The organism is Mycobacterium sp. (assembly GCF_050701515.1).
In the GTDB taxonomy this organism is placed as follows: Bacteria; Actinomycetota; Actinomycetes; order Mycobacteriales; family Mycobacteriaceae; genus Mycobacterium.
This window is the reverse complement of the sequence record NZ_JBOGDB010000079.1, coordinates 1-23150: the sequence shown is the minus strand read 5'-3', so window position 1 is coordinate 23150 and position 23150 is coordinate 1. Positions and strand designations below refer to the sequence as shown.

The 23150-nt window shown below is 67.3% G+C and carries 18 protein-coding genes and 1 pseudogene; 9 read left to right on the top strand and 10 right to left on the bottom strand.

Annotation, left to right across the window (positions count from 1 at the left end; genetic code table 11):
- Positions 1 to 67 precede the first annotated feature (67 nt).
- The 3 genes from ACRDU5_RS06795 to ACRDU5_RS06785 form a co-directional block, all read right to left on the bottom strand.
- A complete protein-coding gene (locus ACRDU5_RS06795; RefSeq protein WP_526613723.1) occupies positions 68 to 1897 on the bottom strand; it encodes a phosphoenolpyruvate carboxykinase (GTP) in 1830 nt (609 codons plus the stop codon).
- Between the two features lie 181 nt (positions 1898 to 2078).
- On the bottom strand, positions 2079 to 3548 hold the full coding sequence (locus tag ACRDU5_RS06790; RefSeq protein WP_526613722.1) for a hypothetical protein: 1470 nt from the start codon (positions 3546 to 3548) through the stop codon (positions 2079 to 2081).
- A complete protein-coding gene (locus ACRDU5_RS06785; protein ID WP_526613721.1) occupies positions 3545 to 4573 on the bottom strand; it encodes a hypothetical protein in 1029 nt (342 codons plus the stop codon). The genes ACRDU5_RS06790 and ACRDU5_RS06785 overlap by 4 nt, the downstream gene beginning before the upstream one ends.
- Positions 4574 to 4739: 166 nt before the next feature.
- On the opposite strand from ACRDU5_RS06785, the pseudogene trmB reads away from it, so the two are divergent.
- From trmB to mmpL3, 3 genes and pseudogenes are all read left to right on the top strand, one after another.
- Positions 4740 to 5542 (top strand): annotated as a pseudogene (trmB, locus tag ACRDU5_RS06780) (tRNA (guanosine(46)-N7)-methyltransferase TrmB).
- Positions 5539 to 6213 carry an NYN domain-containing protein gene (locus ACRDU5_RS06775; RefSeq protein WP_526613720.1) on the top strand — a complete coding sequence of 225 codons (675 nt, stop codon included), beginning with the start codon at positions 5539 to 5541 and terminating at the stop codon, positions 6211 to 6213. The pseudogene trmB and the gene ACRDU5_RS06775 overlap by 4 nt, the downstream one beginning before the upstream one ends.
- 54 nt (positions 6214 to 6267) lie before the next feature.
- The gene (mmpL3, locus tag ACRDU5_RS06770) at positions 6268 to 9150 is read left to right on the top strand and encodes a trehalose monomycolate exporter MmpL3 (RefSeq protein WP_526613719.1); all 2883 of its coding nucleotides are present in this window, start codon (positions 6268 to 6270) and stop codon (positions 9148 to 9150) included.
- On the opposite strand, the gene ACRDU5_RS06765 is transcribed toward mmpL3, so the two are convergent.
- Positions 9151 to 10296, bottom strand: coding sequence for an AI-2E family transporter (locus ACRDU5_RS06765; RefSeq protein WP_526613718.1), 1146 nt, complete (start codon positions 10294 to 10296; stop codon positions 9151 to 9153).
- 49 nt (positions 10297 to 10345) lie between these two features.
- Between ACRDU5_RS06765 and ACRDU5_RS06760 the strand changes: the two genes are divergently transcribed.
- Together ACRDU5_RS06760 and ACRDU5_RS06755 are read left to right on the top strand one after the other, a co-directional pair.
- Positions 10346 to 11434: a lysylphosphatidylglycerol synthase transmembrane domain-containing protein gene (locus tag ACRDU5_RS06760; RefSeq protein WP_526613717.1), complete on the top strand. Its 1089-nt coding sequence runs from the start codon at positions 10346 to 10348 to the stop codon at positions 11432 to 11434.
- Positions 11435 to 11480: 46 nt separating this feature from the next.
- Positions 11481 to 12695: a M23 family metallopeptidase gene (locus ACRDU5_RS06755; protein ID WP_526613716.1), complete on the top strand. Its 1215-nt coding sequence runs from the start codon at positions 11481 to 11483 to the stop codon at positions 12693 to 12695.
- A gap of 57 nt (positions 12696 to 12752) precedes the next feature.
- Here the strand turns inward: ACRDU5_RS06755 and ACRDU5_RS06750 are convergent, their stop codons facing one another.
- The 4 genes from ACRDU5_RS06750 to ACRDU5_RS06735 form a co-directional block, all read right to left on the bottom strand.
- Positions 12753 to 14114, bottom strand: a complete 1362-nt coding sequence (locus ACRDU5_RS06750; protein ID WP_526613735.1) for a sensor histidine kinase — start codon at positions 14112 to 14114, stop codon at positions 12753 to 12755.
- 52 nt (positions 14115 to 14166) lie between these two features.
- Complete coding sequence (locus ACRDU5_RS06745; RefSeq protein WP_526613734.1) at positions 14167 to 14835, bottom strand: response regulator transcription factor; 669 nt, start codon at positions 14833 to 14835, stop codon at positions 14167 to 14169.
- 59 nt (positions 14836 to 14894) lie between these two features.
- Positions 14895 to 15266, bottom strand: a complete 372-nt coding sequence (locus ACRDU5_RS06740) for a hemophore-related protein (RefSeq protein WP_526613715.1) — start codon at positions 15264 to 15266, stop codon at positions 14895 to 14897.
- 171 nt (positions 15267 to 15437) lie between these two features.
- Entirely contained in the window at positions 15438 to 16013 is a 576-nt protein-coding gene (locus ACRDU5_RS06735; protein ID WP_526613714.1) for a hemophore, read from the bottom strand.
- A gap of 313 nt (positions 16014 to 16326) precedes the next feature.
- Between ACRDU5_RS06735 and ACRDU5_RS06730 the strand changes: the two genes are divergently transcribed.
- Genes ACRDU5_RS06730 through ACRDU5_RS06720 form a run of 3 tightly spaced genes read left to right on the top strand, consistent with a single transcriptional unit; the run spans position 16327 to position 20449 of the window.
- Entirely contained in the window at positions 16327 to 19236 is a 2910-nt protein-coding gene (locus ACRDU5_RS06730; RefSeq protein WP_526613713.1) for an MMPL family transporter, read from the top strand.
- A gap of 41 nt (positions 19237 to 19277) precedes the next feature.
- Positions 19278 to 19751: a helix-turn-helix domain-containing protein gene (locus tag ACRDU5_RS06725; protein WP_526613733.1), complete on the top strand. Its 474-nt coding sequence runs from the start codon at positions 19278 to 19280 to the stop codon at positions 19749 to 19751.
- Complete coding sequence (locus ACRDU5_RS06720; RefSeq protein WP_526613712.1) at positions 19751 to 20449, top strand: alpha/beta fold hydrolase; 699 nt, start codon at positions 19751 to 19753, stop codon at positions 20447 to 20449. The genes ACRDU5_RS06725 and ACRDU5_RS06720 overlap by 1 nt, the downstream gene beginning before the upstream one ends.
- Before the next feature lie 17 nt (positions 20450 to 20466).
- On the opposite strand, the gene ACRDU5_RS06715 is transcribed toward ACRDU5_RS06720, so the two are convergent.
- Together ACRDU5_RS06715 and ACRDU5_RS06710 are read right to left on the bottom strand one after the other, a co-directional pair.
- Complete coding sequence (locus ACRDU5_RS06715; protein ID WP_526613711.1) at positions 20467 to 21156, bottom strand: hypothetical protein; 690 nt, start codon at positions 21154 to 21156, stop codon at positions 20467 to 20469.
- Positions 21153 to 21743: an Rv1363c family protein gene (locus ACRDU5_RS06710; protein ID WP_526613710.1), complete on the bottom strand. Its 591-nt coding sequence runs from the start codon at positions 21741 to 21743 to the stop codon at positions 21153 to 21155. Before ACRDU5_RS06710 ends, ACRDU5_RS06715 begins: the two co-directional genes overlap by 4 nt.
- A 145-nt stretch (positions 21744 to 21888) precedes the next feature.
- On the opposite strand from ACRDU5_RS06710, the gene ACRDU5_RS06705 reads away from it, so the two are divergent.
- A partial coding sequence (locus ACRDU5_RS06705) for a DUF222 domain-containing protein (protein ID WP_526613709.1) occupies positions 21889 to 23150 on the top strand: 1262 nt, incomplete at its 3' end.

The window sequence follows — 23150 nt, the reverse complement described above, 5'->3', positions numbered from 1 at the left end:
GTGCGCGAAATGCCCAGATATTCCCGCGTGTCGGGTGCAGACACGCACGCTCGCGGAGAAAGGCGACTCAGTCGGCTTCGGCCAGGCGGTGCTTGAGCGCGTCGAACTCGTCCTTGATGCCAGTCGGCAGCTTCTCGCCGACGAACTCGAACCACTCCTCGATCTGCGGGATCTCCTCGCGCCACTCGTCGGGGTTGACGGCCAGCGCGGCGTCCACATCGGCCGCGTCGACGTCTAGGCCTTCGAGGTCCAGGTCGTCGGCGCTGGGCACGACACCGATCGGCGTGCTCCGCCCGTCGGCCCTGTGCTCGATGCGTTCGATGATCCACTTCAGCACGCGGCTGTTCTCGCCGAAGCCCGGCCACAGGAAGCGGCCGTCATCGCCGCGGCGGAACCAGTTGACGAAGAAGATCTTCGGCATCTTCGACTCGTCCGAGTTCTTGCCGATGTCGATCCAGTGCGCGAAGTAGTCGCCCACGTTGTAGCCGAGGAACGGAAGCATCGCCATCGGGTCGCGGCGCACGGTGCCGACCTTGCCCTCGGCCGCGGCGGTCTGCTCGCTACCCATCGTCGCGCCGATGAAGACCCCGTGCTGCCAGTCGTTGGCCTGGGTCACCAGCGGCACCGTCGTCTTGCGACGGGCGCCGAACAGGATCGCAGAGATCGGCACACCCTGCGGGTCGTCCCACTCGGGCGCAAGTGTCGGGCACTGCGACATCGGGGTGCAGTACCGCGAGTTGGGATGGGCGGCCTTGCTTTCCGTCTCGCGCAGGATCCAGTCGTTGCCCTTCCAGTCGATGAGGTGGTCGGGTTCGCCCTCCAGGCCCTCCCACCACACGTCGTTATCATCGGTCAACGCGACATTGGTGAAGACGGTGTTGCCCCCGGCGATGGTCTTCATAGCGTTCGGGTTTGACTTCCAGTTGGTGCCCGGCGCGACGCCGAAGAAGCCGAACTCCGGGTTGACCGCGTACAGCCTGCCGTCCTTGCCGAACCGCATCCAGGCGATGTCGTCGCCGACGGTCTCGGCACGCCAGCCAGGGATCGTCGGCTGCAGCATCGCCAGGTTGGTCTTCCCGCACGCCGACGGGAACGCCGCCACGATGAAGTAGGCCTTGTTCTCCGGCGAGATCAGCTTGAGGATCAGCATGTGCTCGGCGAGCCAGCCCTCGTCGTGGGCCATCGCGGAGGCGATCCGCAGGGCGTAGCACTTCTTGCCCAGCAGCGCGTTGCCGCCGTAGCCGGAGCCGTAGCTCCAGATCTCGCGGGTCTCGGGGAAGTGGCTGATGTACTTCGTGTCATTGCAGGGCCAGGGCACGTCCTTCTGACCCGGCTCCAGCGGCGCACCGATGGAGTGCAGCGCCTTGACGAAGAAACCGTCGGTGCCCATCTTGTCCAGCACGGCCTGTCCCATCCGGGTCATCGTCCGCATGGACACCACCACATATTCCGAGTCGGTGATCTCGACGCCGAGCTTGGGGTCCTCGGCGCCGAGCGGGCCCATGCAGAACGGCACCACCCACATGGTCCGGCCGCGCATGCAGCCGCGGTAGAGGTCCTTCATGGTGGACCGCATTTCGTTCGGGTCCATCCAGTTATTCGTCGGGCCTGCGTCGATTTCCCGTTCAGAACAAATAAAGGTGCGGGACTCCACGCGCGCGACATCGGACGGATCGGAGAGCGCCAAGTAGGAGTTCGGCTGCTTCTCGTCGTCGAGCCGGACAAAGGTGCCGGCCTCGACCAGCTGTGCGTTCAGCCGCTCCGCCTCTGCGTCGGAGCCGTCGGCAAACACCACTCGGTCGGGCTGCGTGAGTTCTGCGACCTCCTGGACCCAGGCCAGCAGGCCCTCGTGCTTAGTCGGTGCGGTGTCCAGACCTGGGATGGTCGCTGCGGTCATCAAAATCTCCTGCGTAGGTTTCCTCTGCCAGGACGCAGGCCACGTCGCGCCACTGGTACTTCTCGACTGGCGGTCACGGTCGTCCTGGTTATAGAGGTTAACGTGGGTGAGATACCCGTAGTAAATCGGGAGTATGTCCGATCACTCACAGGAACGATTCAGAAGGGCGCTTCCGGGGCGTTTATCCGCCTTCATCGGTCGAAGTGGCGGCGGCGGTGCCCGACAACTCGGCCCGCACCGTGTCCAGCGCCTTCTGCATGGGCGGCAGCCGGCGATCGCGCAGCACCGCGGCGCGCCCTGTCGCGATGGCATGTTCGCGCAGTTCGGCGTCGATCTCCCGGAACTGACCTGCGGCGGCGGCGGCGTCGCCTTCATCGCGTCGGGCCACGTCGGCGGTCAGCGCGGCTTCGGCGGCCAGCACCCGGGTGGCCACCCGCTCCTCCACCGTCGACTGCAGCGAGCTGGTGACCTCGGCTATCCAGCGATCCAGCACCGCCCGGTCGCTCAGCAGGCCACGGATACCGACCACCCACACCGTGAGCAGCAGCCCCACCACACCGCCGACCGCCAGTCCGGCGATGGTCAGTCCCGGCGCGAGGCCGGCGAACAACCGACTCACCGCCAGCGCCACGCCCAGACCGAAGCCGGCGCCCAGGACCATCATCAGCCGCGTCTCCAGCCGGCGGGACTTCAGCGCCGGCGCCGCGACATCCGGCCGCGGGGGCGGCGGCCGGGGTTCCGGCGCGGTGAGGTCGAGTTCGGTCGCGACATCGGCCAGGTGGCTGCTGATGCCCTGGTCGACCTCGTCGACCACCTCGCCGGCCCGGGAGCGGACATAGTCCTCGAACTGCGGCAGCCGGCGCCGCGACATTGACGACGCGTCCTCCTGCAGCTCCGATCGCACGGATGTGCACCGGTTTCGCGCGAAGTACGCGAGCTGCACTCGGGCCTGCTGGATCTGACTGCGCAGTGCGATGGTGCGCTCAGACTTGGACATCCGGCGCTGACGCAGGATGTCGTCGCGGCGCTTGCGCAGCGCGGCCACCCGCGCCTCACGGTCCGAACCCTCGCCGTCTTTGTGATAGCGGGCCATGACGGTTTGCAGGCGGGATTCCCAGGCCCGCAACCTGTTTCGCCGCTTGGTATCGACGTCCTCAACGCGCGACCGCAGCACGTCGGCGAGCTCGTCCAGGTTCGGTTCGCCGAACTCGGGTGCCGCCGCCACGCCCACCCACGGCACGTCTTGGTAGCGCGCTGCATGGGCGGCAAGCATCACACGGTCGTCGGCCAGCACGTCACGCCAATTGCGGTGCACGTCGATCTTCGACACCACGCCGATCACCATGTCGGTGTGCTGGGCGGCGAGATCGATTAAGGCGCAATCGGATTCGGTCAACGGTGCCACCGCGGAAGCCACGAACAGCACCGCGGCGGGCGCATCCGCCGCGCCGATGTCGGAGGCCTCGACGAACTCGTGCTCGGGCAGCCGATCGCGCAGGGCGGTGATGAGGCTGGTCGCACCGGAGAGCCATGGGCCGGTCACCAGCACGACGTCGCGGCTCTCCACTCCCGGCGAGCTCAACCCGGGATCGACCCGGGCCACTAGCGCGTCAACCGCGGCGATCGGGTCGTCGCGGGACTGCCCGGTCATGGCGTCACCGCGGAAGCCTGCGCGCACCGCAGAAGCCGCAGCGAGCCACGAGAGATGTCGGCGGCGCAGCTGCGATGGAGGTGGTTCACCGGCCCGCGGCTGTACCGCTGCCAGTGCACCGCGCGGCGCAGATGTGCCGACGGATGATCGTCGGGGTCCACCGTCAGCCCGGCCGCCTGCACCACGTCGACGGCAGCGGCCATCACCGCGATGACGGCCTCGTCGCCGGCGAGGAACTCGGCGACCGACGGCGACCCGCCGGGCGCCAGGGTGCGCAGCCGCGCGACCGCCGAGCACACCCGCCGATATCGGACCTCGGCGCCGGCCGCGGCGAGCTGCGCGACGACCCGGTCGAGAAGGCTGAGTCGCTGCAGTAGCGTCGGCAGCGACGCCTGGTCGGCGCCCTGCCGCAGCGCGAGCACGCAGTGGGCGATGCCGAAGAGATCCAACGTGTCGAGCAGCCGCGCCCGCACCATGCGGGGCAGCAGGTGGTCGGTCGCCAGAAACGCGTCGGTCGAGGTCAGGTCGGCGGCCTCGGTGGTGAGGACGCGCAGCGCGGCCGCCAGCTCGTCGTCAAGCGCCGCGACGGCCAGCAGGCCGACCATCGGCACGGTCGGCACCCCGGTCAGCGCTCGATACCCGGCGGCGCGCCGGCCGGCCACGGCGATCGGGCCGCCGGCACCGAAACCGGCCAGGTCCGCCTTGTTGAGCACGACGAGCGTCGGTCCGGCCGCATCGGTGAGCATTGCCCGGTCCTCGGGCTTAAGGGCTTCGGCGATGACCACAACGTGCACGTCGGCAGCGTCGGCGTCGGCAGCGGCGGCGCTGACAGTCACCCCGGCTCCGGCCAGGGCGGCCGCAACCGTGCCGCGGCCGACACCATCGCGCCCGCGCACCGCAACCCGTAGCGGATCGGCAAGATATTCAATGACCGGCGTTATCCGCGGATCGCGCGTCCGCTCAGCGAACCGTGTCAGCTCGTTGACAAAAATCTGGTTGCCTTCCCTTTTAGCCGGTCCACTCACGCGTGTGCCCTCGTTATCCCCCACTCCGGTATTGATTCCGGTCCCCACCGCAAATGGTGGCATCTCCGCGGCCCCTGCGCGAGCGGATGTTTTCCTGGCGGCGAATACCAGCCGAAGGCAACTGTTGGGTATCAATCTGCACCACGATGCGGGTCCGTTGGGGTTGATGCGCGACCATGGACGGATGCATGCGCAGCGCTGGGGTACCGGCACGTCCTCGTCCGAGAGGCGGCGATGACCCGACCCGACACCCATACCGCTTCGCATCTGTATCCCCGGGTCACCAGCTTCCGTTCCCGGCGGTCATCGCTTACCAGCGGCCAGCAACGAACGTGGGACCGGCTCTGGCCGGAACTCGGCATGCACGCCCGCCGGCAGGACGAACCCGCGGAGTTACTCGACACCGCGGCCTGGTTCGGCCGGACCGCGCCGGTGGTGCTGGAGATCGGCAGCGGCACCGGCACCTCAACGCTGGCAATGGCCCAGGCCGAGCCACAGATCGACGTGGTGGCCGTCGAGGTGTACCGCCGCGGGCTGGCCCAGCTGCTCAGCGCGATCGAGCGGGCTTCCACGACCAATCCAGTCACCAACATTCGGCTGATCCGCGGTGACGGCGTGGACGTGCTCGAGCACATGTTCGGGCCGGACTCGCTGGCCGGGGTCCGGGTGTTCTTTCCCGACCCATGGCCCAAGGCGCGCCATCACAAGCGCCGGCTGCTGCAACCGGAGACCGTCGCGCTGATCGCCGACCGGCTGCGGCCCGGCGGCGTGCTGCACGCCGCCACCGACCATGCCGGCTACGCCGAACAGATCGCCGAGGTCGGTGACGCAGAACCTCGGCTACGCCGCATCGCCACCGACACCGCCGGCGTGCCCATTTCGGTGCAGCGGCCGATCACGAAGTACGAGACGAAGGCACAGGATGCCGGCGACGCCGTCGCCGAACTGCTCTGGGAGAAGCTGCCATGAGCGTTACCGAAGAAATCATCGAGGCGCCGCCATCAACGGAGGCACCCGGAACGAACAGGGTGCTGCTGGTCTGGGACGCACCCAACCTGGACATGGGCCTGGGCTCCATCCTCGGCGGCCGGCCGACCGCCGCGCACCGGCCCCGATTCGACGCCCTGGGCCGCTGGCTGCTGGCCCGCACCGCCGAGCTGGCCGCCGGTCAAGAGCCGGTCGCCCTGGAGCCGGAGGCCACCGTGTTCACCAATATCGCCCCTGGCAGTGCCGACGTGGTTAGACCTTGGGTGGAGGCATTGCGTAACGTGGGCTTCGCGGTCTTCGCCAAGCCGAAGATCGACGAAGACAGTGACGTCGACAGCGACATGCTGAACCACATCGCCCTTCGGCACAGCGAGGGACTGGCCGGACTGCTGGTGGCCTCCGCCGACGGCCAGGCGTTCCGCCAGCCGCTGGAGGACATCGCCCGCGCGGGCACCCCCGTCCAGATACTCGGATTTCGCGAACACGCGAGTTGGGCGCTAGCGTCGGATACCTTGGTCTTTGTCGACCTGGAAGACATTCCTGGTGTTTTCCGGGAGCCGCTCCCGCGAATCGGCCTAGATTCGCTGCCCGAGCAGGGGGCTTGGCTGCAGCCTTTCCGGCCGCTGTCCTCGCTTTTGACCTCGCGCGTGTGAGTAACTGAAATGAACATGCGCCGGTCGCCCGGAGAAGATTGGTTAGGAGCTTAGGTGTTCGCCTGGTGGGGCCGAATGGTCTACCGCTACCGGTTCATTGTGATCGGAGTGATGGTCGCACTGTGCCTGGGTGGCGGCGTCTTCGGCATGAGCCTGGGCAAGCACGTCACCCAGAGCGGCTTCTATGACGACGGCAGCGAGTCGGCGAAGGCATCGGTGCTAGCCGACGAGGTGCTCGGCCGCGACAGGACCGGCCACATCGTCGCCATCTTGGATGCACCGGACGGCAAGAAGGTCGACGACCCGCAATGGTCGAAAGACCGCGTCGACGAACTCAACAAATTCCAAAGTGACCATTCCGACCAGGTGCTCGGCTGGGCCGGCTGGCTGCGCGCCCCGACCACCACCGATCCGACCGTGCAGAAAATGCACACGGACGATATGAAGCGCACGTTCGTCAGCGTGGCGCTCAAGGGCGACAACGACGACGAAATCCTCAACAACTACAAGGCAATTGAGCCCGACCTGAAAAAGCTCGATGACGGCAATGTCGAATTGGCGGGTTTACAGCCGGTCGCCAGCGAGCTGACCGGCACCATCGCTGAGGATCAGCGTCGCATGGAGGTGCTCGCCGTGCCGGCGGTGGCGGTGGTGCTGTTCTTTGTGTTCGGCGGGGTGATCGCGGCCGGTTTACCGGTGATGATCGGCGGTCTGGCCATCGCAGGCTCACTCGGCATTCTGCGATTGCTCGCGGTGTTCGGGCCGGTGCATTTCTTCGCCCAACCGGTCGTCTCGATGATCGGCCTCGGCATCGCGATCGACTACGGCCTGTTCGTGGTGAGCCGGTTCCGCGAGGAATTGGCCGAGGGCTACGACACCGAGACCGCGGTGCGGCGCACCGTGATGACCGCCGGCCGAACCGTGACCTTCTCGGCGGTGATCATCGTCGCGGCGGCCGCGGGCCTTCTGCTGTTCCCGCAGGGCTTCCTGAAGTCGTTGACCTATGCCGTCATGGCGGCGGTGATGTTGGCGGCGATCCTGTCGGTCACCGTGCTGCCTGCGTGCCTTGGCGTGCTGGGCCGGCACGTCGACTCACTCGGCGTGAACACATTGCTCAAGGTGCCGGTGCTGCGCAACATCGGGTTCACCCGTCGCATCATCACCTGGTTCGCCGAGCGGCTGCAGAAGACCAAAACCCGCGAGGAGATCGAGAGCGGCTTCTGGGGCAAGCTGGTCAACGTCGTGATGAAGCGGCCGATCGCGTTTGCCGCGCCGATTATCATCGTCCTGATCCTGCTGATCATTCCGCTGGGTCAGTTGTCGCTTGGCGGCTTCAGCGAGAAGTATTTGCCACCTGACAATCCGGTTCGCATGGCGCAGGAGGACTTCGACAAGACCTTCCCGGGCTTCCGTACCGAAAAGCTGACGCTGGTCATCCGGGACGCCAGCCCGCAGCAGGTGGAAGAGATCGCTAGCAAGGCGTCTCAAGTCAGCGGGTTCACCGAACCGACGTGGCAGACACGGCAGGCCACCGACGCGGGCAACAAGGACCCCACGGTCACGGTGCTGCAGAACGGGCTCGAGAACCGCAATGACGCGGGAACGAAGATCGCCGACCTGCGGTCGATCCAGCCGCCGAAGGGGGCGACCGTATGGGTTGGTGGCACACCGGCGTTGGAACAGGACTCGATCCATAGCCTTTTCGCGAAGATGCCCCTGATGCTGGTCATCCTGATCTCTACGACGACGCTGCTGATGTTCCTGGCGTTCGGTTCCCTCGTGCTGCCGATCAAAGCAGCGGTAATGAACACGCTGACGCTGGGCTCGACGCTGGGCATCCTGACGTGGATCTTCGTCGACGGGCATGGCTCGCATCTGCTGAATTTCACGGCGACCCCGCTCACCGCCCCGGTGATCGGGTTGATCATTGCGTTGATTTATGGGTTGTCCACCGACTACGAGGTGTTCCTGGTGTCCCGCATGGTGGAGGCACGGGCGCGCGGCATGTCCACAGCCGAGGCGATCCGGATCGGCACCGCACAGACCGGCCGGATCATCACCGCGGCCGCGTTGATCCTCGTCGTCGTCGGAGCGGCGTTCGTGTTCTCCGACCTGGTGATGATGAAGTACCTGGCGTTCGGGTTGGTCACGGCGCTGCTGCTCGACGCGACCGTGGTCCGAATGTTCCTGGTGCCGTCGGTGATGAAGCTGCTCGGCGACGACTGCTGGTGGGCGCCGAAATGGATGCGGCGGATGCAGGAACGCATCGGCCTTGGCGAGATCGAACTTCCCGACGAACGCAAGAGGCCGGCCCTTCGCGATGCTGAGGAGGCGTTGGTCGGCGCCGGCGCACCGCTGCCGCCGCGGCCGATGCCGCCACACGACCCGACCCACCCCGCCGTCGAGGGTTCCTCGCGGCCCGGCGCAACGACGCGCATCCAGACCGCGCCGGCCCGCGCCAACGGCCCGTCGGTCGCGGGTACCACCCGGATTCCCACTCCGCGCACGTCCCCGACCGGCGAGCCACCCACCACGCGACTGAACACCGCCAAGAAGGCGGCGGCCCGCAACGCGGCGACCCAGCGCGCCCAGCGACCCGCACCCCCGGCGCGCGAAGACCGCGAAATCGAGTCCTGGCTGGGCGAATTGCGCGGAACCCCGCCGCCGCAGCCGTCGGCGGACCCCACCCGTGCCATACCCGAGCAGCGGCGCGCCCCGCGCAAGGGTGCCGAACCGACCACCGCCATTCCGGCGCAGCGGCCCCGCGGCGGCCGCCGGCCGGGCAACGCTGCCGACCCGACGACCGCCATTCCGACGCAACGACAACAGGACCCGGAAGCGACCGAGAAGCTCAACACCCGGGAGGCCGAGGAGGAGGCCCGGCGTCGCGGGATCAGCGCCCAGGACCTGTTGCGCCGCGAGGGCCGCCGGCGTTAGTCAGTCCTTCGCGGTTTCCACATCGTCGGCCTCGGCCTCGATGACCCTGCCTTCGTCGGCCTCCTGAGCCTCCAGTTCGGCCTCGGGCTCCCTGGCCAGCAGGACGCGCACCGCGCTGTTCAGGAACGCGACCGTCGGCACCGCCAGCAGCGCTCCGACGATGCCGGCCAGGATGCTGCCCGCGGCGATGGCCAGCACCACCGCGAGCGGATGGATCGACACCGCGCGCCCCATCACCAGCGGCTGCAGCACATGGCCCTCCAGTTGCTGGACGGCGATGATCAGGGCAAGGGTGATGAGCGCGTAGATGAACCCCTTGGCGATCAGCGCGACGACGACCGCGAGAAATCCGGCGATTACCGCACCGACCAACGGGATGAAGGCACCGAGAAAGACCAACGACGCCAACGGCAGCGCCAGCGGCACGCCGATGATCGCCAGGCCGGTGCCGATCCCGACCGCGTCGACCAGTGCGACCAGAAACGTCGCGCGCACATAACCGATCAGCGACTGGAAGCCGGCCCGGCCGGCGTCGCGCACCCGCTCCTGGACATGCGCCGGGAAGATCTTGGTGACGTACTGCCAGATGTTGCGCCCGCCGTGCAGAAAGAAGATCAGCGTGAACAGCGTAAGCAGTGCGCCCGTTACGATTTCGGTGACGGTGGCCGCGGTGGACAGCGCTCCGCTGGTCAATTTCTCCTGATTGTTGCGCAGGGCTTCGATGGCCGCGTTTCCGGCGTTGTTGATCTGTTCCCTGCTCAGGTGAGCCGGACCTTCGATCAGCCATGTGCGTGCGGTTTCGATGCTCTGCGTCACCTGCTCGACCAGCCCGGGCAGGCCGGTGACGAACTGGCTGACGACGAACGTCAGTATGCCGCCGACGATCGCGAAACCGATGAGCAGCACCAGTGCCACCGCGCCACCGCGGGGAGCGCCGCGGCGATCCAGGAAGTCGACCGCCGGGATCATCAGCGCGGTGAGAATCAGTGCCAAAGCGACCGGCACGAAGATGATCTCGAGCCGCCGGATCACCCAGAGCAGCGCGACCGCCAGAGCGACAATCGCCAGCAGCCGCCACGACCACGCCGCCGCCTTGCGGATGACCGGCGGGACGGCCTGGTCGTCACCGGATCCGGCCGCGGCCATGCCGGTAGCGTAACGGCCGGTCGAACACCTGCGCGGCTACCCTGTAGGCGTGTCCCACGACGCGCCGGCGAATAGTGCCCGCAGCCAAGAGGGACCCACCCGCGGCAAGTACTGGTGGTTGCGATGGGTGATCATCGGCATCGCGGTGGTGGTGCTGGCGGTCGAGGTGACCTTGGTCTGGGATCAGCTGGCCAAGGCGTGGCACAGCCTGTGGACCGCCAAATGGTTGTGGGTGTTGGCGGCGGTCGGCGCGGCGCTGGCGTCGATGCACAGCTTCGCCCAGATTCAGCGCGAGCTGTTGAAATCGGCCGGCGTGCACGTGAAGCAATGGCGTTCGGAGGCCGCCTTCTACGCCGGTAATGCGCTGTCCACCACAATGCCTGGCGGCCCGGTTCTTTCGGCCACGTTCATCTACCGGCAGCAGCGAATTTGGGGCGCATCACCGGTGGTGGCCTCCTGGCAGCTGGTGATGTCGGGCGTGCTGCAGGCGGTCGGCCTTGCGTTGTTGGGCTTGGGTGGCGCGTTCCTGCTCGGTGCGAGCAAAAACCCGCTGTCGCTGATCTTTACGGTCGGCGGCTTCGTGGCCTTGCTGCTGCTGGCGCAGGCGGTGGCGTCGCGGCCGGACCTGCTCGACGGCATCGGGGTCAAGGTGCTGTCGTGGGTCAACTCGCTGCGCGGCAAATCGGCCGACGTGGGCGTGGACAAGTGGCGCGAGCACCTGCAGCAGCTGGAGTCGGTCAGCCTGGGCCGCCGTGACCTCACGGTCGCGTTCAGCTGGTCACTGTTCAACTGGATCGCCGACGTGGCGTGCCTGGCGTTCGCCGCCTACGCCGCGGGCGGCTTGCCCTCGCTGGCCGGGCTGACCGTCGCCTACGCCGCGGCGCGGGCGGTCGGGTCGATCCCGCTGATGCCCGGCGGGCTGCTGGTCGTCGAGGCGGTGCTGGTGCCCGGCCTGGTGTCCAGCGGCATGACGCTGGCGTCCGCCATTTCCGCCATGCTGATCTACCGGCTGATCAGCTGGATCTTCATCGCCGTGATCGGCTGGGTGATTTTCTTCTTCATGTTCCGCACCGAGAAGGACATCGACCCCGACGCCATCGACGCGGAGTCCCAACTCCCGGACGAACCCGAAACCTAGGAGACACGTGAAACGCCGATCTCTACCTTTCGCAGCGGCTTTCGCCGTGCTCACAGTGGTCGCGGCCTCCTGCTCGACGTCGGAAGCACCGCCCGACAACACCCCGTCTCCGTCGGCGGCGACCACGTCAGCCGCCTCACCAGCACCGACCCCGGCGGCCGGTCCAGCGGTCGCGACCCCAGTGGTGGCCGACGTCATCGCGGCGCCCATTCCGGTACCCGGCACAGACGGCCAGTTCCACCTCGCTTACGAACTGAAGCTCACCAACGTGCTCGCCCAGGAGGTGACGTTGACGTCGGTGGAGGTAAGGGCGGGCAACCAGACACTACTGAATCTGTCCGGTGATCGGCTGTCCTACTGGACACGAATCATCGGAACACCCACTCCTACAACGAAATTGGGACCGGCACAATCCGCAGTCGTATGGCTCGACGTCCTCCTGGACAAGGATGCCCCCGTTCCCCCTCAGTTGGTGCACGGGGTCGGCATCTCCGTACCGGAGCCGATGCCACCGCTGTTTCCCGCCACAATGACCGAAACCGTCGCGCCGGTCACCGTGCAAACCCGCAAGCCCGTGGTCATCTCGCCGCCGCTAGCCGGACCGGGATGGCTGGACGGCAACGGTTGTTGCGACATGGGGGCGCACCGCATGGCGCTCAACCCGATCGACGGACAGCTGTGGGCCGCCGAACGGTTTGCGATCGATTACGTGCAGCTAGGTGCCGACGGCCGGCTGTTCACAGGCGACAAATCCAAGGTGGAAAGCTATCCGTACTTCGGCGCGGACATCCACGCGGTGGCCGACGGTCCGGTGGTGGCAGCTGTCGATGGGATGGCCGAGCAGATACCCGGCAAGACGCGGTCCGGTCTTGCGCTCGACGAGTACGCAGGCAACCACATCGTGCAGGACCTCGGTGACGGCAACTATGCGCTCTACGCACACATCAAAACCGGTGCCGTCAAGGTGAAACCCGGCGATCAACTGACCGCCGGACAGCTCATCGGCCTGGTGGGCAATACCGGCAACTCCGATGCGCCACACCTGCATTTCCACGTGATGAGTACCCCGGATCCGCTGCGATCGGACGGTTTGCCGTTCGTCTTCACCTCGTTCAAGCTCGACTCCCGGATTGCCGACGCAGACGCCCTCGGCCCGCTCCTGGACGGGCGGCCCGCACCGCTGCAACCCGGCTTCGCGGCCCGGGAGGAAACCGACGTGACCCCAATGGATCTCGATGTAATGACGTATGAGACGAAGTAGTGCGCGGGCCTAGCCTTGAGCTTCGTGGTGGTGGCGTCGCTGGTGACCGGACTGCTGCTATTCGGATCGCCGGCGGCCGCTGCGGTCGTACGCCGCCGTTGACTCAGGGGACGTCGACACAGTCAGGGTAGCCCGCAGCCCGCCGAGCAGACTGTCGGACAGCACAATGCTGCCACCGTGCAGCGCCGCCTGCTGTGCGACAAGCGCCAGGCCCAGTCCCGAACCGCCTGGCGCAGCGGTACTTCCGCGCGCGAAGCGGCCGAGTACGTTCTTGTGTTCGTCGGCCGGCAGGCCACGTCCGTTGTCGTCCACCGTGATCGTCATCTTCTGCTCGTGCCGGTGCGCGGCCAGCACGATCCGGCTGGCCTGGCCGTGTGTGACGGCATTGCGCACCAGGTTGTCCACCGCCAGCCGTAGCCCGCTCGGCCAGCCCCAGATGGTGCCGAGGCGCTCGTCGGCCTCCACCACGATCTCCACCGCGTCGCCCGGTCGCATGTTCTCCCGCGCCACCCGATCGAGCATGTCGGTCACGTCGATGACCTCGCGGTCTTCGGCCTGCGCGAGCTCTCCGGACGCGAGCTGACCGAGCGCGGTGATGATCGCCTCGACGCGGCGCTGCGCTCGGGACAGGTCACTGACCACCTCCGCACGCTCATCGGGGGGCAGATCGTGGATCCGCAGCGTATCCAGGTCGGCGCGCATGGCAGTCAGCGGAGTGCGCAGCTCATGCGCGGCGTTGGCGGCGAAGTCCTGCGCCGCCTGCAGCGAGTTGGTGGTGGCCTGCTGCGCGGCGACAAGCCGACTCAGCATTCCGGTCATCGCCTCGGACAACTCCTCGGCCTCGCGCACACCCCGGACCTCCGGCATCTCCTCCGTGCTCTTACCCAACCGCCGGGTGTGCTCGGTCAGTCTGCGCAGCGGCCGGATCGCGGGCCCGGCCAGCAGCCAGCCGACGCCGGCGGCGATCAACACCGTTACCACGCCGGCCGCGGCGTACAACGGAATCCGGGCCCGGCTCAGCAGGATGCTGTCGGCGCGGATGCCGATCGAAACCAGCACGCCGCCTTGCTGTTCCACCGGGATGGTCCGCACGCGGTATTCGACGCTGTTGACTTCGACGGTCGCCGTGCCGGGCGGCAGGGACGGCAACTGCAGTCCCCGCTGGAACACAACCTGGCCGGTGGACCGCATCCGCCCCGTCGACAACACGCCGCGCCGGGGATCGGACAACTGATCGGGATACATGCTGGCGTCGACGATGGAGTCCAGCCGCCGGTCCAGCTGCGCCGCATCGTTGTTGGCGAGCACGACCGACGTCAGGATCGTGAACACCGCGACAACGGCGGCCGCCGCGGTGGCGGCCGCCAGGGCTACCCGGGTGCGCAGCGAGGCGGAACGGATGAAACGTAGCCGGCGCACCGGCCTCACGGCTCGTCCGGTGCAGGATGTTCGACTCGCCGTTCGACTCGTCTCACGGCTCGTCTCGCAACACGTACCCGATCCCGCGAACCGTGTGAATGACCCGCGGCAGGCCCTCGCGTTCCAGTTTGCGCCGCAGGTAACTGACGAACACGTCCGCCACGTTGGTGTCCACGTCGAAGTCGTAGCCCCAGACGAGTTCAAGCAGCCGCTGCCGGCTCAGCACCACGCCGGTGTTCTCGGCCAGCACCGCCAGCAAGTCGAATTCTCGTTTGGTCAGGTCGACCCGCTCGCCGTCGACGAACACCAACCGGCGGGCGGTGTCGATGGTAAGCGGCCCGACCATCATGGTGTCGGACGACTGGGCGGAGTGAGCCGACCGGCGCAACAATGCGTGCAGTCGCGCGACGAGCTCACCCAAATCAAACGGCTTGGTCAGATAATCGTCGGCACCGGCCTCCAAACCGGCAATGCGGTCATTGACCGTATCGCGCGCGGAAAGCACACAAATCGGAATGTCATTGCCCAGTGCCCGCAGCGCGGTGACTACCGCGACACCGTCGAGCTCCGGCATTTGTACGTCCAGAACCAACGCATCGTGCGATTCGTTGGACAGCAGCCGCAGTGCCTCTTTACCGGTCGCCGCGACTCGGACGTCGAACCCCGAATGCCGCAATCCGCGGGCGACGGAGGTTCTGACATCCGGATCGTCGTCGACCATCAGCACCGTCCGACCCGCGCCCTCCTGGGCGGGCGGCTCGTCCCCAACCCGCACGCGGACTACGGAAGGTCGTCAGGCGGGGCCGCGCCGCAGCGGTTCTTCAGGTCGACCAGTGGCTGCCGGATATGCGTCAGCTCCGCCTTCACCTGCGCATTGCCGTCCATGTATTCCTGCACCTCGGTTTTGATCTCGTCGCGGGGCCGGCCTTCCAGGCTGGTGAAGAACCAGTTGACCTCGGGGTGGGTGAACAGGTACGCGGACGTCCCGGCCGAGACACCGGAGGCCACACCGGCCAGATCGGCGGCCGTGCAATTCGGCGGCGCGTCGGCCGTTGCCGAGGGGAGGGCGCCAAAGAGCATCGCACCGGCAATCGCACCGGTGCCAACCGCGCCAGCTACCGCACGCCGCGCGGTACGGGCTGAAAGCAACATGGACAGGCTCCTTCATCGAATGTGGAGTGGCCGTAACCAATTGCGGTTACCGACACCGCAAAGCTAAGCAGAATCGGTGCCGACTTTCTTGTCTTGCGGTGAACCAATTGTGAGAAGTTCTATATTCGCAGCTCAGAGCGATGCTACGGGTGTTCCTGCGGCGTAGGCCAGCTACCCCGCCGTGGTGGTCGCGGGGCCGGGAAGCGGGCCGGTACCTGTGGCGATGGCCGACGCCGGGGACGGCAGCGCGGGCGAGGCGGCACCCGGTCCGACGACGGTTTGCGCGCCGGGCAGTGCGCCGGGCAAACCACCGGGCAACCCGCCGCCCTGGGATTGTGCGGCCTGCATCAGGCCGAGCAGCTGCGGGATCGTGATCGGCAGCTCGCATTTACCGGCCAGATTCACCAGCGGCTGCTGCAGCGCCTGCATCTCCTTGGCGACTTTCGGGTTGGCATCGAAGTAGGTCTTCAGCGCTCCCAGCGACTGCGGGCCGCCCTGCGACTGGGAGATGGTGGTCAGCGTCTGATTCGTTTGCGGGTGCGTGTCCAGGTAGTTGCCGGTCGACATGGCCACCGAACCAACGGTTTTCGCGACCTCGCTGGCGGCACACGGATCCGGTGCGGCGGTCGCCGACGGCAGAGAAGATCCAGACGGCATCGCCAGCGCGGCCACTGCCGCGCCGCCGGCTGCGGATATAGCGAACGCAGCGAAAAGGCTGCGACGCGCAGCCTTGGGGGTCGGTTTCATGGACAACTCCTTACGGTTTGCGGACATCTACTTGCCTCGCAAACGGCTGCGATCGGCGGCAAATACCCCCGACGCGGTAACGGCCAGGAGGACATCTTGCCATCGCGCCACCCCGGCTGGCCAATCCAGCAACTGAAATTGCAGGTAAGCCACCGGCGGCCGACGCCTCGGGCAAGACGCCCCGAGGCGACCACTGCGAGCGGATTAGAGCAGCTTAAGGCGTGATTGAGGGCGCGTCGCGCTACCGTGCACTGTTGTACGCTCACGCTACAAACCGCCGGGGAGAAAGTGGGGAGCGGACATCCAGCAGTTCATGATGCGCTTGAGCAGCAACCTGCGCAGATACCGCTGGGCGGTCTTCATGGTGTGGCTGCTTCTCCTCGTGCCGGCGCTGTACCTCGGCATGAACCAGTCCGGCCACCTCACCGGCGGCGGGTTCGAGGTTGCCGGTTCGCAGTCGCTGAAGGTGCAGACCGAACTCGAGAACCGCTTCCCCGACCAAGGGGCGTCGCCGTTGGCCCTCGTCGCGGCACCGCGAGCCGACGCGTCGTTCGCCGATATGGATGCCGCTGTCGCGGAGCTGGAACGCGTCGCCGCCGAGGTGCCCAGCGTCACGGTGGTGCCGAACCTGCTGGGGGCCCCTCCCGGCCAAAGGCCAGGGGGACAACCGCCACCGCAGCCGGACCGGCCCTACGTCGTCACCCTGCAGCTGGATTTCAACAACACCGGCGCGGTGGATGTGGCAAAACAATTGCGCCAGAAGGTCGGAATCGTCGGCGATCAGGCCGGTGAGCTGGAGAACGGCAAGGTCAAGCTCTACGTCATCGGCCAGGGCGCGCTGGGGGCGGCCGCCTCCGCGGCAACCAAGCACGACATCACCCAGGCCGAGCAGTGGAACCTTCCGATCGTCCTGATCGTGTTGCTGGCGGTGTTCGGCTCGCTTGCCGCCGCCGCCATGCCGCTGGTGCTCGGCATCTGCACGGTGGCCGTCACCATGGGGCTGGTCTATCTGTTGTCGATGTTCACCACGATGTCGGTGTTCGTCACCTCGACGGTGTCGATGTTCGGGATCGCGCTCGCCATCGACTATTCACTATTTATTCTCATGCGCTTCCGCGAGGAACTGCGCGCCGGCCGTGATCCCCAGCAGGCGGCCGACGCCGCGATGGCCACCTCCGGACTCGCGGTGGTGCTGTCCGGGCTGACCGTCATCGCATCCGTCACCGGCATCTACCTGATCAACACCCCGGTGCTGGTGTCGATGGCCACCGGAGCGATCCTGGCGGTCGCGGTCGCGGTGCTGACGTCGACGACCCTGACGCCCGCGGTGCTGGCGACGTTCGGCAAGGCGGCCGCCAAACGGTCGTCGTACCTACATTGGTCGCGCAGCGCGGAGACCACCCAATCGCGGTTCTGGACTCGGTGGACCGGCTGGGTGATGCGCCGGCCGTGGTTGTCGGCGCTGGCGGCGTCGACGCTGCTGCTGCTGCTGGCCGCTCCGGCGTTCTCGATGGTGCTCGGCAACAGCATGCAGCGCCAGTTCGACCCGACCCACGAGATCCGCGGCGGTGTCAACGCCGCGGCCGAGGCGCTCGGGCCGGGGGCACTGGGGCCGGTGCGGGTGCTGGTGAGCTTCCCGGACGGCAATGCCGCGTCCGCACCCGCCAAGGAGCCAACCCTGGAGGCCGTGCGCCAGAAGATGGCGCAGGCGCCCAACATCGTGTCGGTCTCGCCGCCGGTGTTCGGCGACGACTACCGCAGCTCGCTGCTGTCGGCCGTGCTGTCGGTGGACCCCGAGGACATGGCCGCCCGCGACGCCGTCGACTGGATGCGTGAACAGCTGCCGCCGGTGGCCGGGCCGAACGCCCACATCGACGTCGGCGGCCCGACGGCGTTGATCAAAGACTTCGACGACCGAGTATCGAGCACCCAGCCATTGGTGTTCGCGTTCGTCGCGCTGATCGCGTTCGTGATGCTGCTGATCGCGATCCGGTCGGTATTCCTGGCGCTCAAGGGCGTGCTGATGACGGTGCTGTCGGTGGCGGCCGCCTACGGCAGCCTGGTCGTGGTCTTCCAGTGGGGCTGGCTGGCGGATCTGGGCTTCAAACCGATCTCGTCGCTGGACAGCACGATCCCGCCGCTGGTGCTGGCGATGACGTTCGGGTTGTCGATGGACTACGAGATATTCCTGCTGACCCGAATCCGCGAGCGGTTCCTGCAGACCAACAACACCCGTGACGCCGTCGCGTACGGCGTGAGCACCAGCGCCCGCACCATCACCAGTGCCGCGCTGATCATGATCGCCGTGTTCGTCGGCTTCGCGTTCGCGGGGATGCCGCTGGTCGCGCAGCTCGGGGTGGCGTGTGCGGTGGCGATCGCGGTCGACGCCACCGTGGTGCGGCTGGTGCTGGTGCCGGCCCTGATGGCGATGTTCGACGAATGGAACTGGTGGCTGCCCCGCTGGCTGGCCCGCATCCTGCCGTCGGTGGACTTCGAAAAGCCGCTACCCAAAGCCGACGTCGGCGACCTGGTCATCATCCCCGACGACATTTCCACACTCGCCGCGTCCGGAACCGATATCCGGATGGTGGTCAAATCGGCGGCGAAGCTGCGAAGCCTTGCACCGCATACGATTACGGTTGCGGATCCGCTTGCATTCAGCGGCTGCGTCACGGGCGCCCCAGTCAACGGTCATGTGAACGGCAACGGCCATTCGAACGGCAAAACGCTGCGCACCCTGCGGCCGGTGCATCCGGTCACCATGTGGCGTGGCCGGCTGTCAGTGGCGCTGGACGCCTTGGAAACCGAGGCCGATATCGACCGCGCGCCGGTCGAGCGCAGCAGCCCGATGGAGACCACCAACGTCCAGCTGCCGACCGGCGACCGGCTGCAAGTACCCACCGGGGCCGAGACGTTGCGTTTGAAGAGCTACCTGATCATGTGCAGAAACAGCACCAGGGATTTCACCGAGTTTGCCGATTTGGTCGACTCGATGGAGACTCAAACCGCTGCGGTGGTGCTGTCCGGAATGGACCGGTACTACTGTGGTGAACGGTCCAGGAAGCAATGGGTGGCCACCCAGTTGGTGCGCCGACTGGCCGATCCACACCCGTCGGACGAGTTCGACATTCCGATGTCGGGCCCGGAGGCGGAGGCCGATTGGGCCGCGGTCAGGGAGCGCTGCCTCTCGGTGGCGGTCGCGATGCTGGAGGAGGCGAGGTGACGTTGACTGCGGACGCGCGCCGCGAGGACGTCACCGCACGCATGCGTTCTGCGGCACCGAAGCGGGCCCAGCGGCCGGCCATCGACGACCGGCCGGTCGAATTCTGGCCCACCGCGGCGATCCGCGAGGCATTGGAAACCGATGACCTGACCGTGTGGCAGCGCATCGTCATTGCGATCAAGCGTGATCCCTACGGCCGGACCGCACGCCAAGTCGAGGAAGTGCTGGAAACGACGCGGCCATACGGCGTTTCGAAGGCCCTGGCCGAAGTGCTGACCCGCACCCGCGAACTCTTGGAAGCCAACGAGTGCGCCGAAGTCACCCGGCAGATTCGGCGCCTGCTCGAACGTTCGGGTCTCGGACCGCGGGAGTTCGCTTCGCGCATCGGCGTGCCCGCTGAGGAACTCGCGGATTACCTCGAAGGCAAGACCTGCCCGCCCGCGTCGCTGATGATCCGGATCCGCAAGTTGTCGGACCGGTTCGCGAAGATGAGGACCCACCGCAGCGGCGGCTGATGCCGGTCACCTACGCACTGATCCCGGGGGCGGGCGGCAGCGCCTGGTATTGGCACCGCGTCACACCGTTGATCACCGAGCGCGCGGCCCAGGTGATCGCGATCGACCTGCCGGCCGATGACGATTCCGCGGACCTGACCACTTATGCCGACACCGTCCACAGTGCGCTGGACGGTATCCGCGGACCCGTCATCCTGGTCGCCCAGTCCATGGGTGCCTTCAGCGCGCCGATGGTCGCCGAACGCGTGCAGGCTGCGCTGATGGTTTTGGTCAACCCGATGGTGCCAAAACCCGGTGAGGCACCGGGGCAGTGGTGGGACAACACCGGCCAGCAGCAGGCAAGGATCGCCTATTGCCAGCGGATTGGCTTGGCGCGCCGCGAGTTTGATCCGCTCGAGGACTTTTTCCACGATGTGCCAGAACCGGTCCGGCAGCAGGTGTTGAGCCAGCCGGAACCGCGTCAATCCGACACCCCGTTCGGACAGACCTGGCCGCTGGACGGGTGGCCCGCGATTCCCACCCGAGTCATTGCGGGCAGCGACGACCGGCTCTTCCCGCTGGAGTTTCAGCGCCGGGTGGTGCGCGAGCGGCTGGGCCTCGAGATCGACGTGATGCCCGGCGGCCATCTGATGGCGTTGAGCCGGCCGCAGGAATTGGCTGACCGGCTGGAGTCCTACCGCGCCGCGGCCGGGCTCTGAGTCCGGCGTCGAATGCCCTAGCGCGAGTTAATCGGAACCACGTCGTCGACCAACCAGCGTCCGTCGTTCTTGGACAACGTCACCCGCAGCGCCAACACCGCAATGTCGGGCGGCTTGTTCGGCACGTTCTGGGTGCCGCGCATGATCACCGCGACGCTAGCGTCTTCCGGGCCGATGGCTTCGACGCCCGCGGAGATCGTGCTGGCCTGTGCCGAGACGTTCTTGCTCGTCAATTCCTTTGCCACAGCGGAGAACTGGTTCTTGTACTGCTCCGCCCGCTGAGGTGACATCATTGCCGCGGCTCGGTCGATCGATGCGGTCGGACTCTGCGGCGTGAACGTCGCGCTCGCCTCGGCCACGCTGCTGGCGATTCCCGCCACCTCCATCCTGTCGCTGCGCAGGTTGCGGTCCGGCACCGTCCACTGGGTGTAGCTCACCAGCACGGCCGCCAGCAATGCCACCGTCGCCGCTCCGACCACCGCCAACCGCAGCCCCGGCCCGTCGTCGTCGGTGCCGACCGTCACCCCGTCGCGACGCATCAGGACGACGTTGACGACCACGCCCTCGACGATCAGCAGGCACAGCACCGACGCCAGCGACACCCACCACAGCGGCCAAGCCAAGGCGATGCCGATGAACACCAGCGCAGCGATCGCGGCGAGCGGTGCGGCGACGTCGAACGCCAGCACCCGCAAACTGTTTCTCATTGGATCGGCTCCAGCCGCGAGATCAGCAGCTTGCCCTCGACGTCGGAGACGTCCATCCGGAGGTTCCAGCGCAACGTCTTCGGCTCGCCGCCGACATTCTCGCTGACCGACGTGGCCACCACGATCACGGTGTCGGTGCGGGTGGCCAACGCCGAAAGCCCGGGCTGCGGCGTCGGCGCGGGCGCCGGTGCGCCGTCGGTGGTCTGCGGGCGGTGGTAGATGGACTCCACCGCCACCGAGTCGATCTGACCCTTGGTGCGCGTTTCCAGGGTCTCGACCACCTTCTGGTAGGGCTCGACCACCGATTCGAACTCGTTGTTGAGCTCACCGACGGTGCCCTCATGCAGCGTCTGCAGGCTGCTGTCGATGGTCTCCTTGTTCATGTTGATCAGCACGGTGGTCCAGTCGGCGGCGGCCTCCAGCACACGGGTCTGGTAACGGCGCTCGTCGACATCGGCGCGGTGGCCGGACCAGATCATGATCGCGAGCACGGCGGCGGCCACCGAGAGCACCGCGAGCACCGCCGAGGCGATGCCGTAACCGGAGAAGACGCCGCCGCTGTCGTCGGTGGGCTCGTCGTCAGACATGGCCGTGAGGGTACCGGGGCGGTTTGTCCACCCTCAGGGCCGCCTCTCGCCGGGAGCTTGCAGGAACCTCTCCACAGTTGCGTGTTCATCCACAGATCGGGTCGGCAGTGCGGTCCATCGCACGCATGTTCGATAGCGTGGAAGCATGAGTTCGGTCATCGGCCCCGAGGCGGCACGCGACCAGATCCGTGCCGCATTGGATGCGGTCGACGCGGCGCACGCCCGGTTGCGCGCGGTGAGCTCGGACGTGGTGGGCAACGCCTTGCGGGTCGAGGTGACCGAACGGCTGGAAGCCCAGGACAGGGTCAACCGTGGGCTGATGTACCGGTACGTCGGCGAGATCATCGACCCGGTCGATGGCCCCGACGATCCGGATCTGCCGGCCGGCACGGTGATGTGCAAGCTGTTGTGGCAGCGGCTGCGAATCACGCCCGGTGAGGTCCGCCGGCGGATGCGGATCGCGGCCCGCATTCGGCCGCGCCGGTCGCTGACCGGACCCGTCTTGCCACCGGAACTGCCACAACTGGCCGCCGCCGTCGAAAACGGCGAGGTGGGCGCTGACCACATCGCCGCGGTCTGCCACGCACTCGATGTGCTGCCCTCGGCGGTGCCCGACGCCAAACGGGAGAAGGCCGAACAGATCATGGTGCGCCACGCGCGGTGCCAGGACGCCAAGTTCGTCACGGTGATCGGGCGCAGGATCGCCGATCACCTCAACCCCGACGGCCTGTTCGACGAGAATGATCGCGCGCGTCGCCGCGGCCTGCACCTGAGGCCGCAGGGCCCCGACGGCATGAGCCGGCTGTCGGGCTGGCTGGACCCGGAGGCGCGCGCCTATCTCGAGGCGGTCGACGCCGCCGTGCGGCCCGGGCGCCACCGGCCCGACGGTCAGGTCGCAGAAGCCGAGCCGGACACCCGCACCGGCCCCCAACGCCTGCACGACGCCGTCAAACTCGGCCTCAAGGCCGGCATCGCCTCCGGCGCCTTCGGTCAGCACCGCGGCCTGCCGGTCACCGTCATCGCCACCACCACCCTGGCCGAGCTGAACCAGGCCGCCCACGCGGTGGGTGACCCCAGCATTCCGATGCCGGCGCCGGCCCGCACCGGCGGCGGCTCCGCCCTGCCGATGCGCGACCTGATCCGGATGGCCGCCGACTCCATCCACTACCTGGCCGTCTTCGACGACCACACCAGCCGACCGCTGTATCTAGGCCGCACCAAACGCGTCGCCTCGGGCGATCAACGCATCATTTGTTACGCCCGCGACCGCGGCTGCACCCGCCCGAACTGCCTGGAACCCGGCTATCACTGCGAAGCCCACCACGACCCCGACTGGGCCAGCGGCGGGCGCACCGATGCCGATTGCCTGTTCTTCGGCTGCGGACCCGACCACACACTGGTCAGCAA

Bases quoted from the DNA above. Each gene is read 5' to 3' on its own strand.
- ACRDU5_RS06730 (WP_526613713.1), top strand. From the start codon at position 16,327: ATGATGCGCTTGAGCAGCAACCTGCGCAGATACCGCTGGGCGGTCTTC.
- ACRDU5_RS06735 (WP_526613714.1), bottom strand. From the start codon at position 16,013: ATGAAACCGACCCCCAAGGCTGCGCGTCGCAGCCTTTTCGCTGCGTTC.
- ACRDU5_RS06745 (WP_526613734.1), bottom strand. From the start codon at position 14,835: ATGGTCGACGACGATCCGGATGTCAGAACCTCCGTCGCCCGCGGATTG.
- ACRDU5_RS06765 (WP_526613718.1), bottom strand. From the start codon at position 10,296: ATGGCCGCGGCCGGATCCGGTGACGACCAGGCCGTCCCGCCGGTCATC.
- ACRDU5_RS06790 (WP_526613722.1), bottom strand. From the start codon at position 3,548: ATGACCGGGCAGTCCCGCGACGACCCGATCGCCGCGGTTGACGCGCTA.
- ACRDU5_RS06795 (WP_526613723.1), bottom strand. From the start codon at position 1,897: ATGACCGCAGCGACCATCCCAGGTCTGGACACCGCACCGACTAAGCAC.
- ACRDU5_RS06720 (WP_526613712.1), top strand. From the start codon at position 19,751: ATGCCGGTCACCTACGCACTGATCCCGGGGGCGGGCGGCAGCGCCTGG.
- ACRDU5_RS06710 (WP_526613710.1), bottom strand. From the start codon at position 21,743: ATGTCTGACGACGAGCCCACCGACGACAGCGGCGGCGTCTTCTCCGGT.
- ACRDU5_RS06775 (WP_526613720.1), top strand. From the start codon at position 5,539: ATGAGCGTTACCGAAGAAATCATCGAGGCGCCGCCATCAACGGAGGCA.
- ACRDU5_RS06725 (WP_526613733.1), top strand. From the start codon at position 19,278: ATGCGTTCTGCGGCACCGAAGCGGGCCCAGCGGCCGGCCATCGACGAC.
- ACRDU5_RS06740 (WP_526613715.1), bottom strand. From the start codon at position 15,266: ATGTTGCTTTCAGCCCGTACCGCGCGGCGTGCGGTAGCTGGCGCGGTT.
- ACRDU5_RS06715 (WP_526613711.1), bottom strand. From the start codon at position 21,156: ATGAGAAACAGTTTGCGGGTGCTGGCGTTCGACGTCGCCGCACCGCTC.